The following is a 16406-nucleotide window of genomic DNA, read 5'->3' on the forward strand; positions in this document are numbered from 1 at the left end:
AAAAAAGAAGTGGTGGAGGGAGCTGGATTCGAACCAGCGAAGGCTGAGCCGTCAGATTTACAGTCTGATCCCTTTGGCCGCTCGGGAACCCCTCCACACTATTTTTGTTACATTTGGCCCCACTTAACTTAGCGGTAAGAAAAGTGGTGGAGGGAGCTGGATTCGAACCAGCGAAGGCTGAGCCGTCAGATTTACAGTCTGATCCCTTTGGCCGCTCGGGAACCCCTCCAATGCAACGGCGCTGATAATAGCAAATTGCGTATTTAAGTAAAGAAAAAAGCTAAAGAAAATTGAAATAAAGCCGATAAATATCTATCAGTTACCACAATCGACTAAAGACTATGCAAATAGATGACTTGTTAATCACAGAGAGTCAGTTAAACAGTAGGCTCAATAATAGTGTGCATGAAAATCGTCGTGGCGAATTTTCTCTATTATTAGCGATGCTGTCACATGACGCACTCGACTTTAGCCAATTTCATTTACCAAAAACTGAAATAGATAATTTAGTTATAGAAGAAGAGGCATTAAGAAAGCAATTTGGCGCAGGTCCAAAGCAACTTTTAGCCCCTGATGAATACAATATGTTGGTTGGACAGTTTAATGCATCATTAATATCTCAAGAAGGGGAGCGCTGCGGTATGACAAGTATTAAGCTAAGACAGTGCTTAAAGCCTGAACCACTTGCGATTAGAAATGATGATAAGCATATTCCACTTAATATAATAGATAACTGTGAGCTTGCTGTCAGAAGAAGAATTAAAAGCGAACAAACACAACTTGCTAATCCTCCTATAGATGCAGCTGCTTTTTACGACAGCCTTAATAATGATGCAATACATCAACCACTTCAGCTTATTGCGGTGTGATATATGATTGTAATAATCATCAGTTAATATATGCTTTATAACGGGTCTGCTTTATATATTTGCTAATAATTGATTTAATGAAAAAAAAGCATCCAAAAATTAAATGCAATTGCTATAATGGCGTCAAATGGTATGACATGAAATGCCATTATCATTAAACCAAGGTAATTAGGAACGTAATGAAGAAAACATTCACGCTAAATCACGAGAAAATCAAATACCCTCGTATGGTTGATGCTGCAAAGCACGAAGTGAAAAAATATTTGAAAAGAGAGCGTAATAAAACGCTACCTGAAGATGCTGACTATTGGGCATTTGACTGTAAGTTTGGTAACACAGCTGAAGATGCGCAAGTTGTGCACGTTGCTGAATTAAGTAACCAAATTGGCGAAATTGAAAAGCAAGGTTTGACCTCTTTCTACGTAGAGATTTTAGCTCGACCTGCTCAACGTCAGCAATTAGATTTAGATGATGACGAATAATACTTAACTAAATTAAGTATTCAAAGTTATAAAATGAGTCCAAGTGGCTCATTTTTTGTTTTTATGCAGTAAAGATTTACTAAAAAGTATTTTTATTAGTAACCAATAAGTAGAATCCCTCTTAATTAACATTTGCATAACAAAATGTGATGCTATAGGCTGTTTTTAATTAAAAAAACAAAACATTTTTACTATGCCAATAAATTACTCTGACCATCAATTAAAACTAAGTTTAAAGAATTCTAAAGTACTTATAGTTGACGATCAGTTATTAAGCTTAATCGTATTAAAAAAAATATTATCTGAGCATTTTAATGTGACAACAGCTGGAAGTGGTGAAGAAGCAATTGAAATTTGTAATGTAAATGTACCCGATATAGTCCTACTCGATATTAGTATGGGTGGAATGAGTGGTATTGATACATGTTTAAAATTAAAAAATAATACTAAAACACAAGATATCCCCGTTATTTTTGTTACATCCTTTGAAAACGAAGAAGAAGAGTGCTGGGAAGCAGGGGCTGTAGATTTTATAAAGAAACCAACTAACTCGGAAACTTTATATAGAAGAGTGCGCGCCCATATCACGATGAAACTTCAACATGACTTACTCAATCAAAAAGTATTTCTAGATGATTTAACAAAGGTATTCAATCGTCGTTATTTTGATGCGCATTTTTCTAAAATGGAACGAAGCGCCTTACGAGAAAAAGTTGACTATGCACTATTACTCATCGATATAGATTATTTTAAGCAATACAATGATATCTATGGTCATGTGCAGGGGGATACGGTGTTAAACCTAGTAGCACAAACTATTACTAATAGTTTGCAAAGGCCAACCGATTTTGTTGCGCGTTATGGCGGCGAAGAGTTTGTAGTTGTTCTACCGCATACAAGCACTGAAGGTGCAATTTGTGTTGCTGATAAAATTAAACAGAATGTGGCCGATTTAGGAATATTACACAAATATTCAGAATATGATTTTGTGACTATTAGTATTGGCGGTGCAACCCTACAACCATACGTAAATAACAAAAACACGTTGCAGATCGCAGATGAAAAAATGTATGAGTCTAAAATGCAAGGGCGTAACAAAGTGTGTTTTTAAGTTTAGTTAGCTAATAAATCACTCTGCCACTTAAAAACACTTTTTAGATGATAAATATTAAATAAGATTATTTATTACATGCTATGACATTTTTTGTACTTTTTATTGCTACCGCATGGGCAGTCATCATTTCTGCCTACTTTAATATCTTCAACAGGATATATAGTGCCATCTAAATAACGCCATTGAGTGTTTTCTTTAATAAACTGCGATTTTTCGTGAAGCTCACAAAATAAGTTTTGATAAAAATATTGGGCTTTAAATTCTACAGTTCCAGTATCGCCATCATGGCTTGAGTCAATTAAATCAAGATTTATAAATCGACAGCTGTTAGCAAAATCATTGATTTCTTTAACCGGGTTTTCAGCTTGTTTTTCTTTTGCGTAGGTTTGATAAACATATTTTGCATTTTTAATAACATAAGCACTGAATCGTGAGCGCATAAGTTGTTCAGGAGTGTCAGCTTGCTTTACAGATAAGTGAAGCGGCTCGCAGCAATCGGCATAATTGTGCCCACTGCTGCAAAAACATAATGTGGTATTGAGTGAAGTCATAATAATAATACAGAATCTAAAACATTAGTTTAACAAGCTTATTGAGCGAGTGGTATCTCTGTTGTTTGAGCGTTTTTAGTAAAACAGTATAGTTTTGTATTTGTTTTACTTAAATCGAACGATAGATTTGTAAGTAGTTGGTTATTAACTATATCGGTCCAGGTAATTACAGCTGCAAAGTTTCCATTATGTAACGCAGAATTTAATACATACTCTAGATTTACTAGGTGCTTCTGTCTAATAACAAGTAATTTACTTGTATCAATAGAGCATGAGTCAAGTAAAGCTTTGCTCGGTACATGATCTGGCGCAATTAATAACGTCCATGCATTAGAGCTATTGTATTGGTGTAATACTTTTAAAAGCTCAAAGGTCGCTGAAATTTCATCTTCAATTTGGATCAAATTTACGCAATCGCTTTGCTCGTCTTGTTGGTAACTTTTAACTGTTCTTACGGTAATAGGCTGTAACATAATTTCACTCACTGGGTTTTTATACAGTATTCATATACAGTAGTTTATACAGTGCTTTCGTGCAAGCATTTTATGCTATTTATTTGTACAGTTATTCAGCTTTTGATCATTGTTTTTTGTTTTTAAATCTATAATTCTTTATTAATCAACTTGTTATAGGCTTGCTTTTAAGAGGGTATTTTTAAAATAAACTTTTGAGTCATGTTTTCATTTGTGGGTTTTATACTGTGTAGGAGTATCTTTGTAACTATATACAGTATTTTTCAACACTGTATACAGTACTTATAACTTAATTAGTTTATGTGTTTTCACTGGTGCGAGGGATCATATGAGAAAACTGGAGTTGGTGGATTTGTTCGTACAAACTTGCTGCATAACATTGAGCATCTTTAAATCGCTTAGTTTCGATATGTTTGCGTATATCTGTAACCGCTGCAGTGGCAGGTGCGTACCCTTGGCTACTCGCTAAGCTCAACCACGCTACAGCATGAAATACACTTTGTGGCACGCCTTCACCTTTTACAAAAAATAAACCTAAATAAAACTGTGCTCTATGGTTTCCTGCCATTGCAGCAAGGCGCATCCATTTTGCAGCCAATGGAGCTTGATTATTTTTTAAATAATATAGGGCTTTATTAATAGTACTTTGCTCATCTTTTTTATTATCAATGGGCGCGGGGCTGCTTTCTGGTTGAGTAACAAAACCTAAAATGTTGTCTAGCTGTTGCTCTAAGTCTTGCTCACAAGGTGTTGTTTTAAGCATATTGGTTCATTTATTATTTTAACTACTTTAACAGTTTAGTATATAGCAAGGTAAAATGTCCTGTAAAAGATAATTTTTATGTTAAAATCTCGTCACTTTTTACTATCACAAGTTTATTATGTTTGAAGCCTTATTTAAACTCAGCGAAAATAACTCAACAGTTAAACGCGAATGCGTTGCTGGCCTAACTACCTTTATCACTATGGTATACATTGTATTTGTAAACCCGGCTATGCTTGCTGAGGCAGGGATGGACCAAGGGGCTGCATTTGTAGCTACCTGTATAGCAGCTGCGATAGGCTGTTTTATAATGGGTTTATGGGCTAATTATCCATTAGCATTAGCGCCTGGTATGGGACTAAATGCTTTTTTTACGTATGGCGTCGTATTAGGAATGGGTTATACCTGGCAAGCCGCATTAGGGGCTGTTTTTATGTCGGGTTGTATATTTTTATTTTTAAGTTTATTTAAAGTCAGAGAATGGATTATTAATGCCATACCTCTGGTGCTCAAGCGAGCTATCGCAACAGGTATTGGTGCTTTTTTAGCCTTAATTGCCCTTAAAAATGCAGGCATTATTGTCTCAAGCCCAGCAACACTAGTGCAATTGGGCGACATTACTTCCCCAGGCCCATTATTAGCTATATTAAGCTTTTTTGTAATTGCAGCGCTTTTATACCGCGATTTTAAAAGCGGTGTACTTATTAGTATTTTATTAGTGACAGGCATTGCACTAAGTTTAGGGCTTGTTGAATATCACGGTGTTATGGCTATGCCACCATCAATAATGCCTACTTTTATGCAACTAGATTTTGCCGCCGCTTTTGATATATCAATGATGAGTGTTATTTTTGCATTCTTGTTTGTCGATCTTTTTGATACTTCGGGTACATTAGTTGCGGTCACTCAAAAAGCTGGTTTAGCTGATGAAAAAGGTAACATGCCTCGTTTAGGGCGCGCACTAAGTGCTGACAGCTCTGCAACAATTGCAGGTGCGATGCTAGGCACGTCTACGACTACATCGTATATAGAATCGGTTGCTGGTGTTTCTGTTGGCGGACGTACTGGCTTAACGGCTGTAGTTGTAGGTATTTGCTTTTTACTAATGATGTTTTTTGCACCGCTTGCACAAATGGTACCGGCTTATGCTACGGCAGGTGCTATTTTATATGTCGCTGTACTGATGTTACAAAATTTAAAGTTTGTAAATTGGGATGATATGACCGATGCAATTCCTGTTACTGTGGTATTACTAATGACACCATTAACGTTTTCGATTGCGCACGGTATTGCACTTGGCTTTATATCTTATACAGCGGTAAAAGTATTGTGTGGTAAGCAAGATCAAATCAGTATTAGTGTTTGGATATTAACAGCCTTGTTTGTTTTCAAGTTTGCATTTTTGTCTTAATGACTAACAAAGAGACAAAAAAGCCTGCATAAATTTAATTTGTGCAAGCTTTTTTAATACTTTTATAAAAGAATTACCATTTCTTTTTAGGAGCAAACAATATATCTAAGTCGTCTTGCTCTTCTTCTGTTTTCTTTTTAAGTGCGCTTGCATTAGAAGCTCTTAGTTCAACACTAATTGCTTCTAAGTAACCTTCAACTTCTTGGCGTTTTGTTGTTACATATTCATCGGTGTATGTAACTGCATTGAGCGTTGCCTGTGCTTTTTCAAAATACTGCCTTGCAGAGCCAACCATACTCGCTGAGCGGGCAGATAAGCCACGTTTTATTTGGCTTTCGATATTAATACGCAGTTGTAGTTTTTCAAGACGTTTATCTTCTAAAACAAAAACTTGGCTATCAATGCGACCTTTATTATGTTCAGAGCGTAAAATTGAGCGTAATTTTTTAATACCTTGAATTAGGCCAACAAGCTGCTTGTCATTACTCGGTAGCGTTAGGGCTTCACTGCTGTTGTCTAGAACTGCATTGGTGAGGTGCGTTTTAGCCTCACCTAAGCGGCTTTTGAGTGCTTTGGATGTTGGCGAACTAGTAACCATCGTGTTTAATGCTTCGTAAATACGGCGTTGCAATACACGGATTATATTTTCAGAAAGAGGTATATTGGCACTATTCATTAGTGCTTCTTCTGTTTCTTCTATTATAGCTTTTTGTTTTGTTAGCTCTTTGCGGCGTTCCGCTTCTTGTTTTTCTTTGTGTTGTTGTACAGCACTTACCCAAAGTGCAATCACAATCAATGCAACTATAAGCACTATTATAATAGAAACGATCATGGTGTAATTCTCGGACATATAACCTAATTATTTAATCTTACATTAAATATACGTTAACAGGGTAGCTTTGCGCCGATTAACTTAAAAAATACACCAAAAAATTGATAGGTTGAGCTCTTTATAAACCGTAGTCACCCTAAGGGCTTATAAACTAAAGCTGAATAAACATCGCTACCTCAAGCATATTTATTATGCTAGCCTTGAGCTCTAATCAGATAATTGCACACCTAAAGACCTAAAGTGATATTTTACGCAAATAACACTTGGTTTTAAGCGGTATTGCCTTTATAAATAATATGAATAATAACGTTAAAATTTGCAGCCATGAAATTACAACAACTCAGATACATCGTAGAAGTACAAAATCATAAATTAAATGTTTCAGCGACTGCTGAGAGTTTATTTACCTCGCAGCCAGGAATTTCTAAACAAGTACGCATGTTAGAAGATGAGTTGGGTGTACAAATTTTTGGTCGCAGTGGTAAACATTTAACGCATGTAACCGGTGCTGGCGAAGATATAATTAATATTTCTCGTGAAATACTCTCCAAAGTAGAAGGTATTAAAGCCGTTGCTAATGAGCATACGTTACCTGATCAAGGTAAGTTAAATATTGCCACAACACATACCCAAGCCCGTTATGCTTTGCCTAACGTTATTCAAGGGTTTATGAAAAAATACCCTGCGGTATCGCTTCATATGCACCAAGGCACTCCACAGCAAATATCGGATGCTGCAGCACGCGGTGATGCCGACTTTGCTATTGCAACAGAAGCACTGCATTTGTATTCAGATTTAGTTATGTTGCCTTGTTATCATTGGAATCGCAGTATTGTTGTTGCTAAAGACCATCCGCTCGCTAAAAAGGCAAATAGTTTAACTGTTGCTGACATTGCCCAATATCCACTCATTACATATGTATTTGGTTTTACGGGCCGCTCAGAGTTAGATAAAGCATTTAGCGCACACGGACTTGAGCCACACATTGTATTTACTGCAACCGATGCTGATGTTATAAAAACATACGTACGACTGGGTTTAGGAGTTGGTGTTGTCGCTTCAATGGCGATAGATCAAGTGAGCGATACCGATTTAGTGTGTATTGATGCAAGCCACTTATTTGAAGCAAGCACGACCAAAATTGGTTTTAGAAAGGGCAGCTTTTTACGTACTTACATGTATGATTTTATTGAACGTTTTGCACCGCACTTAACTAAAGAGCGCGTAGAGCGAGCAAGCTTGTTACGTAACCAAGATGACGTAGATAAGTTATTTGCAGATATAGAGTTACCCGTTAAATAAGGTGATTGCATTGAACGAACAATAAAAAAGCTGCCTATTTTAAAATAGGCAGCTTTTTCTCTTTATAGCGAGCTGATTAACATTCGATAATATTAACTGCTAATCCACCGCGAGCGGTTTCTTTGTATTTGGTTTTCATATCGTTGCCGGTTTCAAGCATGGTTTTAATCACTTTATCAAGTGATACCTTTTGCTCTCCACTGCCACGAATAGCTAAACGTGAGGCATTAATTGCTTTAATCGCGCCCATTGCATTGCGTTCAATACACGGCACTTGTACTAAGCCACCAACAGGGTCGCACGTGAGGCCTAAATTATGTTCCATACCAATTTCTGCTGCGTTTTCTACTTGCACAACATTGCCACCAACAATTTCTGTTAATGCGCCTGCTGCCATAGAGCACGCAACGCCAACTTCACCTTGGCAACCTACTTCGGCACCCGATATAGAGGCATTCTTTTTATATAAAATACCAATAGCAGCAGCCGTTAATAAATAACGTGTGGCTATATCGCGGTCTACTTCTTTCACAAATGTGTGATAGTACATAAGTACAGCTGGTAAAATCCCCGCAGCACCATTAGTTGGTGCGGTAACTACACGGCCACCTGCCGCATTTTCTTCGTTTACGGCAAGGGCAAATAAATCAACCCAGTCCATTGCACGAAGTGGGTCGTTACTGACTTCTATATTTAGTTTTAAGTATAAGCTAGGCGCACGGCGCTTTACTTTTAAGCCGCCAGGTAAAATACCTTCTGTACGCATACCACGGTCAATACAGGCCATCATTACTTTCCAGATATGAAACAGCGTGTCTTTTATTTCATCTTCAGTACGCAGTGTTTTTTCGTTCTTCATCATCAAGCTTGAAACACTAAGCCCTGACTCTTTACACATCTCTAGTAGCTCTTTTGCGCTACTGAAAGGGAAAGGAGCTGGGTTTTCTTCTCTAATATCAACGGCTGCTTGTTTTTCGTTTTCAAACTCTTCATCAGTAACAATAAAGCCACCGCCAATAGAGTAATATACTTTGCTGTAAACTTTTTCGCCGTTGTTTGAGGCGATAATTTCCATTGCATTAGAGTGCTTAGGCAGCGTTTTGCGACGATGAAAAACAATAGCACCTTGTTTTGGAAACTTAGCTTTGTGTGTTTTGTTTAAATAAATAACCTGATCTTTTTCGATGGTCGCTAAAATGTCGTCGACTAAATCGGCATCTATAGTTTCAGGGTCATAACCGGCTAAACCAAGAATTACGGCTTTACCCGAACCATGGCCAACACCTGTTTGTCCCAAAGAGCCATAAAGCTCTACTTTAATATCGGTAACATTTGCTAATAATTGTTGTTCTTGTAGGTCATTAACAAATAAGCGTGATGCGCGCATTGGGCCAACGGTGTGTGATGACGAAGGGCCAATACCAATGCTAAACATATCAAATGCACTGATCATAATGTGTGTCTCTACTTTGTTTTATCAGCACGAAGCTGCTCTTTGAACGGTCGAGCATGATAACGTGGAATTGTGATTGTGTAACTACTAATAACGAAGATTTAAACTGGTAAGGCGAGTTGTTTTGTAAAGTTTTTTATAATGCTTGCAGTCGCACCCCAAAGTAAACCATGTGGGGTTTTAAAACCTTGCAAAATAACCGTTTTCCCAAATCGTTGAAAAGGTAAGGGTTGCCAATTAGCTTCGTTATTTAACTCAGTGACAGAGAGTAAAAAGCTCGCTTGTACTTCATTATAGTCATTTTCCCAGGTGGTGCCTTTATTAAGTAAACCCACATAGGGGCTAATACTAAAACCCGTTAATGTTGAATACTCAGGTAAATGACCTAATACATTAACGTTGCTTTGGGCAATATTTAGCTCTTCTTTTAGTTCGCGAAGGGCTGTGGTGCGAAGGGTAATGTCGCTTACTTCAAACTTACCTCCGGGCAAACAAATCTCCCCAGGGTGATGGTGTAAATAAGTAGGGCGTTTACACAGTAAAATATGTGCATGATTATCTATATCAATAATTGGCAGCATAACAGCGCTAGCACGTTTTTTACGCGTGTCTTTTAACTGGTTTGGCGCAGCTGTAGGGCTTAACAGAAACCGCGCCATAATGTGTTCACTATTCAAAGCGACCTACTGTTTTAATAAAGGGAGGATTTTATTTACTTTATCGTAAGTTTCTTGATATTCCAATTCGACTTTAGAATCAGCTACTATTCCGCCGCCTGCCCAGCAGTAAATTTGCGCTTTGTGGCACACCAAGGTACGAATAGTGATACTCGTATCCATATTTCCACATGCACTTAAATAACCAATTGAACCACAATAAATGCTGCGGCGATGTGGTTCTAGTTCTTCAATTATTTCCATCGCTCTAATTTTGGGCGCACCGGTGATTGAGCCACCCGGGAAAGCCGCTTTTAGCTGATCGACCGCTGTTTTACCTTCATCAAGTTCTGAGGTTACCGTGCTTACTAAATGATGCACTGCCGGAAAGCTTTCAATAGCAAAAAGGGAAGGGACGTGAACGCTGCCTGGTTTTGCTACTTTGCCTAAGTCGTTACGTAGTAAATCAACAATCATTACATTTTCAGCGCGATCTTTAGCTGATGCTGCGAGTATTTGGGCTTGGCGTTGATCCTCCAGCGCATCCGCTTTTCGCGGCAGTGTGCCTTTAATTGGCTTGGTTTCTACAACGTTATTATTTACAGATATAAAGCGCTCAGGAGAAATTGATAAAATAGCCCCTTGAGGGTGATTTATAAAGCTCGAAAATGGCGCTTTATTTGCCTCACGCAGTTTAATATAAGCTGCCCAAGGGGAGCCTTCAAACTGAGCGTTAAAGCGCTGCGCTAGATTAATTTGGTAACAATCGCCACTTTTTAAATACTCCTCAATTTGGGCAAACTTTGCAGCGTATTCCGTTTCGCTCATATTTGATTGCCAGTCGCTATTTAGGGCAAAGGACTGCGTATTAACTCGGGAGTTAACGTGTGTATTTAAGTATCGCTGATAAAGCGCTAATCGATCGGTGTTTGGCTGCGACACATAAAACCAGCTTTGTTGCTGCTTGTCGTAAATAAGGGCATCTAAGTAAAGGCCAATAGCCATTTGGGGAAGATTAATATCTTCGATAGCACGAGTGGGGATGTTTTCAATTGTACGGCCTAGGTCGTAGCCAAAGTAGCCAAGCCAGCCGCCGTTAAAGGGTAAATCGTAATCGGCTTTTGTTTTAGCAAGATGCGAAAGCTCATTATTCATAATTTCAAAGCAGTTATCACTACTTTCTATATTATTTAAAAAGCTTTTATTATTTTTTACTTCAAGGGTACTTTGCGGCTCAATAGCAACAATATCAAAACGGCTGTTTATATGATTACTATTTGCAGAATCTAATAGAATTGCATAAGGCAAATGTGAAAAATGCGCAAAAACGTCAATGCAGTTTTGTGTTATGCCTAATTTAATACAATTTTTTTTATTGTTTAGCATTTACTGCCCCTTTAAGAACTGGCTCGAAACGGGCTGGGAGGGTATCATAAGTCAAATTTTTTGGCAGCACTAAGCTGCAAAAAACAGTGCAAACCACCGTCACCGGTTTGATTTAGATTACGCGACAACGCGTAACGGTAACTTAAGGAACCACTATGAGTACAATTTGTCAGCAAGACTTTATTGATAGCATTGAAGATGCATTGCAATATATTTCGTTCTATCACCCACTTGATTTTGTTCAAGCACTCGAAAAAGCGTACAACAAAGAACAAAGTAAAGCGGCTAAAGACGCCATTGCACAAATTTTAATTAACTCACGCATGTCGGCTGAAGGCAAGCGTCCACTTTGCCAAGACACCGGTATTATTACCTGTTTTGTTAAAGTAGGTATGGATGTTAAGTGGGATAAAACAGATTTAACCGTTCAACAAATGGTTGATGAAGGTACTCGTCGTGCATATTTAAATCCAGATAACCCTTTACGTGCATCTATTGTTGCAGACCCTGCTGGCACACGTAAAAACACTAAAGATAATACGCCTTCGGTTGTGCATATTGATTTAGTAGCGGGTGGAAAAGTAGAAGTAATGGTTGCGGCTAAAGGCGGCGGCTCTGAAAACAAAAGTAAAATGGTTATGTTAAACCCGTCAGATGATGTTGCTGCATGGGTAGAAAAAACACTACCAACAATGGGTGCTGGTTGGTGTCCGCCAGGCATGCTAGGTATAGGTATTGGTGGTACGGCTGAAAAAGCAGCAGTAATGGCTAAAGAGTCGTTAATGGATCCGGTTGATATCCATGAACTAATAGAGCGCGGCGCAGAAACAACTGAAGAAAAACTGCGTTTAGAAATTTTTGACCGTGCTAATAAATTAGGTATTGGCGCACAAGGTTTAGGCGGTTTAACAACGGTTGTTGATGTTAAAATTAAAACAGCACCAACACATGCAGCTTCAAAACCTGTAGTAATGATCCCAAATTGTGCGGCAACTCGCCATGTACATTTTACGCTTGACGGTTCTGGCCCTGCTAATTTAAAAGCACCTAAACTAGAAGATTGGCCACAAGTAACATTTGAAGTGGGCGAAGGCACACGTCGTGTTGATTTAAATACACTGACTAAAAAAGATGTTCAAGAATGGAAAATGGGTGAAACCGTTTTACTTTCGGGCACTATTTTAACAGGTCGTGATGCAGCGCATAAACGTTTGCAAGATATGATCAACTCAGGTGAAGGTTTACCTGAGGGCGTAGACTTTGATAATAAATTTATTTATTACGTAGGCCCAGTGGATGCGGTACGCGATGAAGCAGTAGGTCCTGCTGGCCCTACAACAGCCACTCGCATGGATAAATTTACCGATATGATGCTAGAAAAAACAGGCATTGTAGGCATGATTGGTAAAGCTGAACGTGGCCCTGCAACGGTTGAATCTATTAAAGAGCATAAATCTGTTTATTTGATGGCTGTAGGCGGCGCAGCTTACTTAGTATCTAAAGCGATTAAAAAAGCGCGTGTTGTAGCTTTTGAAGATTTAGGTATGGAAGCTATTTACGAATTTGAAGTAGAAGATATGCCAGTGACTGTTGCAGTAGACAGTGAAGGCGCCAATGCGCATACACAAGGCCCTGCTATCTGGAAAGCTAAAATTGAAGAGCTTGATAGCAAGCTAAAATAACGTACGTTTTGTATTTTTAAAAAGCGAGCCTAGTGCTCGCTTTTTTGTTTTTTTAAATAGAGTTATTATTAAGTTTACAGCTCTGACCAGTTTGCGAAAAAGCTCACTTTTTACTGAAAACCTATAGGCAGCAGTACGTGTCGGGCAAGTAGCACTTGTATATTAAACTTTACATGCAATAATTGTATTACGTTCACGTAAACGTAAGTCGGTGTGATTCTTATATTTATAGTATTTAAAACTTAAAAATGGCGGTTTTGTAAATTTTTTATCTATATAAAAGTTTTAATTAGGTTATTTAATTTAAGCTTAATGTTTTCATTGGTTTTATCATCTGTGAGTATAGCGAACACGTATATGAAGTGATAAAGTCTCGGCAATTTCCAGCGCGCATACCCTCTCACGGGTTAACTATTTCGGAGTATTTTAAGTGGCTGTGTTTAATCGAGTTGAATTTGATAACCATGAACAAGTGGTTTTTTGTTCTGATGAAGAGTCGGGTTTAAAAGCAATTATTGCTGTACATAATACCAACCTAGGTCCTGCTGTTGGCGGATGTAGAATGTGGGATTATGCAAACGACGAAGATGCTGTTTATGACGTGCTACGTTTATCAAAGGGCATGACTTATAAAAATGCAGTTGCGCGCTTACCCTTTGGTGGTGGTAAATCTGTAATTATAGGTAATGCGAAAGAAATTAAATCTGAGCAATTATTCCGTGCATTTGGCCGCCAGTTAGAGCGATTAAATGGCAGCTATTACTCAGCAGAAGATGTAAACATCACATGTGCTGATGTAGCTATCATGAATAAAGAAACTAATTACGTACTGGGTCTTGAAGGTAAAAGCGGTAACCCATCGCCATTTACAGCATACGGTACGTTTTTAGGAATTAAAGCAGCGCTACAGCATCAACGCGGTCATCAAAATTTTGCAGGTGTGAAAGTGGCTGTTCAAGGTTTAGGTGCTGTTGCTTATGGTTTATGTAAACATTTACATGATGCGGGCGCTGAGTTGTTTGTAACTGATATTAACCAAGCTGCCATTGACCGTGTAGTCAGTGATTTTGGTGCAACTGCGGTTGGCATTGATGACATTTACGACTTAGATGTTGATGTTTATGCACCTTGTGCATTAGGTGCAACCGTTAACGATTTAACGATACCGCGTTTAAAAGCGACTATTATTGCAGGCTGTGCTAACAATCAGCTGGCAGAATCTCGCCACGGTGAAGTTATTCGTGAAAAAGGCATTTTATATGCACCAGATTACGTAATTAACGCCGGTGGTATTATTAATGTTTATTATGAAACAGCGCCAGATGGTTACAGTGCAGCAGCGTCTAATAAACATGTTGAAGGTATTTTTAATACGTTAACTGAAATTTTTGCTCGCAGCGAAAAAGAGCAAAAATCAACGCATTTAATTGCTGACGAATTAGCCCAAGAGATCATTAAAAACGGTCTATAAATTTAAGCTAAAATGCAATAAAGGTGTGCAATTGCACACCTTTTGTTTATCTGTAAGTTAATGCAATTATTACTGAACAGCGGTACACTTTATTTTTAATTTTGTGCGGCAAATTATGACTCCCTTAACTTCTCTCATGCAGCCTATCGATTTAGATAATTGGCCTAGAAAGCAACACTTTGAATTATTTAAACACTTTTCTCAGCCTTATTTTAATGTGTGTGTGCGTTTAGATGCTCAAGCACTTTACGACTATTGCAAAACCAATCAATTTTCTTTTTTTCAAGCATATGTATATTGCACCTTAAAAGCGTGCCATGAGTACGATTCAATAATGCTACGTATAATAGATAGTAAGCCATGGCTACTTAACAGTGTTCGCGCAAGTGTGGTTGAGTTGTCTGAAAACGATACGTTTGTTTTTAGTTATTTTAACAGCGCAAGCGATTTTAAAGAGTTTGCAAATCATGCAAGTGACGTAAGCAAAAAAGCGAAATTACAGCCGTTATTTTCTGATGCATTTGCTCAAACAGAAGGGCAGGCCGACTTAATTCATATATCTGTTTTGCCGTGGCTGAATTTTAGTGCGTTTTCGCATGCATTTAGTGAAGGGCAGAGTTTAGGCATTCCTAAATTTGTATTTGGTCAGTTTGATAAACACACAGGTACAATGCCTTTAGCTATCGATGTACACCACTCATTAATGGATGGTTTGCACGTAGCGAAATTTATAAGCACATTGCAGGGTACATTTGACTCTTTTTGCAAAGGTTAACTTTAAACACGTCATTTAACGGTAGTGCAAAGCAGTAATTAACCTGAACTTTGGATAATAAATCTATATCAAGCAGCTATTTTTAGCGCTAACTGCGTTGAATTTACTTGCAATAGGCCCGCTATTGACGCGTAAATTCGCCTTGTTTTCACTGAAAATCTCTGGCTAGAGAAAATAAATTTAAATATCAACATGATCCAATACATTAGTAAATCTCTTAACCAAAGTTCAGGTTAAGTAATCTATAAGCAATGCGATGTGAATTACTTTATATTCAAATACATAACTTTATATGCTTGAAAAGCACGTGTGCTGGACATATTTATATACCATACCTTAGCTCAGGAAATCCCCATGATAAATGGACTGTTAATTGTTGTTTTAATTCTTTTTGTGGTGATTTTCTGGCGTTGGCCATCAATTCAAAACCGATTATGGCGCAGTAAATATAAAGACTTTGCTTTAAATTCACAGCAAAAAGATATTTTACTGCGTTGCATGCCCATCTATAAAAAAATGACCGACGCTGACAGAGAAAAGTTAGAGCGACACATAACGTGGTTTTTAAACGAAAAACGCTTCGTTGGTTGTGATGGCTTAAGGCTAACGTCTGCAATGAAGTTAATTGTTGCCGCCGATGCGTGTGTATTAGTGCTTAATAAACCGTGGCCGTTATATAGAAATGTAAAAGAAATTTTATTATACCCCAGTGCTTATTATGCTCCGCAATCAACTCGCGATAGTGCAGGACTTGTGAGTTACCATAATACGGTAAGACTAGGCGAGTCATGGCCTGGCGGCACACTAGTACTCAGTTGGCATGACGTGCTTGAAGGTAACCGCTTGCCAAGTGATGGACATAATTTAGTTTTTCATGAGTTTGCGCATCAACTCGATCAAGAAACAGGTAAAACAACGGGCACACCCATTTTAAAAAGCTCAGCAGATTACAAAGAGTGGGGCCGAGTATTTAGCCGTGCTTTCACCCAGTTGAAAAGTCATGTTGCTTATAGCATGCCACATGTTATTCACAGCTATGGCGCAACTAATGAAGCTGAGTTTTTTGCTGTACTCACCGAAACCTTCCTCGAAAAACCCGCAGAGCTTCGCCGATACGATCCTGAAATTTATAGTATGCTAGTTAATTACTATCAATTTGACCCTATTGTTTGGCATTAAACCTACA

At 38.1% G+C, this 16406-nt stretch carries 16 protein-coding genes and 2 tRNA genes; 9 read left to right on the forward strand and 9 right to left on the reverse strand.

The annotated features are described in order from the left end of the window. Nucleotides 1–10 precede the first annotated feature (10 nt). Nucleotides 11–95 (reverse strand) — tRNA-Tyr (locus GQR53_RS02345). Between the two features lie 49 nt (nucleotides 96–144). Then, nucleotides 145–229, reverse strand: a tRNA-Tyr gene (locus tag GQR53_RS02350). Between the two features lie 112 nt (nucleotides 230–341). Here GQR53_RS02350 and GQR53_RS02355 point away from each other — a divergent pair. The 3 genes from GQR53_RS02355 to GQR53_RS02365 all read left to right on the forward strand — a co-directional run bounded on the left by GQR53_RS02355 (nucleotide 342) and on the right by GQR53_RS02365 (nucleotide 2462). After that, nucleotides 342–869, forward strand: coding sequence for a VC2046/SO_2500 family protein (locus GQR53_RS02355; RefSeq protein WP_165742754.1), 528 nt, complete (start codon nucleotides 342–344; stop codon nucleotides 867–869). A gap of 179 nt (nucleotides 870–1048) precedes the next feature. Continuing rightward, on the forward strand, nucleotides 1049–1351 hold the full coding sequence (locus tag GQR53_RS02360; protein WP_002961433.1) for a DUF6172 family protein: 303 nt from the start codon (nucleotides 1049–1051) through the stop codon (nucleotides 1349–1351). A 193-nt stretch (nucleotides 1352–1544) separates the two neighbouring features. Continuing rightward, on the forward strand, nucleotides 1545–2462 hold the full coding sequence (locus tag GQR53_RS02365; protein ID WP_165742755.1) for a diguanylate cyclase: 918 nt from the start codon (nucleotides 1545–1547) through the stop codon (nucleotides 2460–2462). A gap of 74 nt (nucleotides 2463–2536) precedes the next feature. Here GQR53_RS02365 and GQR53_RS02370 read toward each other — a convergent pair whose 3' ends face one another. The 3 genes from GQR53_RS02370 to GQR53_RS02380 all read right to left on the reverse strand — a co-directional run bounded on the left by GQR53_RS02370 (nucleotide 2537) and on the right by GQR53_RS02380 (nucleotide 4252). Further along, complete coding sequence (locus tag GQR53_RS02370; RefSeq protein WP_002961429.1) at nucleotides 2537–3016, reverse strand: YchJ family protein; 480 nt, start codon at nucleotides 3014–3016, stop codon at nucleotides 2537–2539. 38 nt (nucleotides 3017–3054) lie between these two features. Continuing rightward, nucleotides 3055–3489 carry a SulA-like leucine-rich domain-containing protein gene (locus tag GQR53_RS02375; RefSeq protein ID WP_002961428.1) on the reverse strand — a complete coding sequence of 145 codons (435 nt, stop codon included), beginning with the start codon at nucleotides 3487–3489 and terminating at the stop codon, nucleotides 3055–3057. Nucleotides 3490–3787: 298 nt separating this feature from the next. Further along, entirely contained in the window at nucleotides 3788–4252 is a 465-nt protein-coding gene (locus tag GQR53_RS02380) for an SEL1-like repeat protein (protein WP_002961427.1), read from the reverse strand. 118 nt (nucleotides 4253–4370) lie between these two features. On the opposite strand from GQR53_RS02380, the gene GQR53_RS02385 reads away from it, so the two are divergent. Continuing rightward, nucleotides 4371–5663 carry an NCS2 family permease gene (locus GQR53_RS02385; protein WP_002961426.1) on the forward strand — a complete coding sequence of 431 codons (1293 nt, stop codon included), beginning with the start codon at nucleotides 4371–4373 and terminating at the stop codon, nucleotides 5661–5663. A 73-nt stretch (nucleotides 5664–5736) separates the two neighbouring features. On the opposite strand, the gene GQR53_RS02390 is transcribed toward GQR53_RS02385, so the two are convergent. After that, entirely contained in the window at nucleotides 5737–6495 is a 759-nt protein-coding gene (locus tag GQR53_RS02390; protein ID WP_024594743.1) for a hypothetical protein, read from the reverse strand. A gap of 324 nt (nucleotides 6496–6819) precedes the next feature. Between GQR53_RS02390 and cysB the strand changes: the two genes are divergently transcribed. Then, a complete protein-coding gene (gene cysB / locus GQR53_RS02395; protein ID WP_002961670.1) occupies nucleotides 6820–7797 on the forward strand; it encodes an HTH-type transcriptional regulator CysB in 978 nt (325 codons plus the stop codon). A gap of 76 nt (nucleotides 7798–7873) precedes the next feature. Here the strand turns inward: cysB and GQR53_RS02400 are convergent, their stop codons facing one another. The 3 genes from GQR53_RS02400 to pabB form a co-directional block, all read right to left on the reverse strand. Next, entirely contained in the window at nucleotides 7874–9250 is a 1377-nt protein-coding gene (locus GQR53_RS02400) for an L-serine ammonia-lyase (protein WP_165742756.1), read from the reverse strand. A 101-nt stretch (nucleotides 9251–9351) separates the two neighbouring features. After that, on the reverse strand, nucleotides 9352–9927 hold the full coding sequence (locus GQR53_RS02405; RefSeq protein WP_024594770.1) for a CoA pyrophosphatase: 576 nt from the start codon (nucleotides 9925–9927) through the stop codon (nucleotides 9352–9354). A 6-nt stretch (nucleotides 9928–9933) separates the two neighbouring features. Continuing rightward, a complete protein-coding gene (pabB, locus tag GQR53_RS02410) occupies nucleotides 9934–11292 on the reverse strand; it encodes an aminodeoxychorismate synthase component I (RefSeq protein ID WP_165742757.1) in 1359 nt (452 codons plus the stop codon). A gap of 155 nt (nucleotides 11293–11447) precedes the next feature. Here pabB and GQR53_RS02415 point away from each other — a divergent pair, with 155 nt between their 5' ends. The 4 genes from GQR53_RS02415 to GQR53_RS02430 all read left to right on the forward strand — a co-directional run bounded on the left by GQR53_RS02415 (nucleotide 11448) and on the right by GQR53_RS02430 (nucleotide 16399). After that, complete coding sequence (locus GQR53_RS02415; protein ID WP_165742758.1) at nucleotides 11448–12974, forward strand: fumarate hydratase; 1527 nt, start codon at nucleotides 11448–11450, stop codon at nucleotides 12972–12974. Nucleotides 12975–13404: 430 nt separating this feature from the next. Further along, nucleotides 13405–14445, forward strand: coding sequence for a Glu/Leu/Phe/Val dehydrogenase (locus GQR53_RS02420; RefSeq protein ID WP_033028599.1), 1041 nt, complete (start codon nucleotides 13405–13407; stop codon nucleotides 14443–14445). A gap of 136 nt (nucleotides 14446–14581) precedes the next feature. After that, nucleotides 14582–15220, forward strand: a complete 639-nt coding sequence (locus GQR53_RS02425; protein WP_165742827.1) for a CatA-like O-acetyltransferase — start codon at nucleotides 14582–14584, stop codon at nucleotides 15218–15220. 354 nt (nucleotides 15221–15574) lie between these two features. After that, complete coding sequence (locus tag GQR53_RS02430) at nucleotides 15575–16399, forward strand: M90 family metallopeptidase (RefSeq protein WP_002961680.1); 825 nt, start codon at nucleotides 15575–15577, stop codon at nucleotides 16397–16399. Nucleotides 16400–16406: the final 7 nt, after the last annotated feature.

It is taken from the genome of Pseudoalteromonas sp. Z9A6, assembly GCF_011378805.1.
Lineage (GTDB): Bacteria > Pseudomonadota > Gammaproteobacteria > Enterobacterales > Alteromonadaceae > Pseudoalteromonas > Pseudoalteromonas distincta.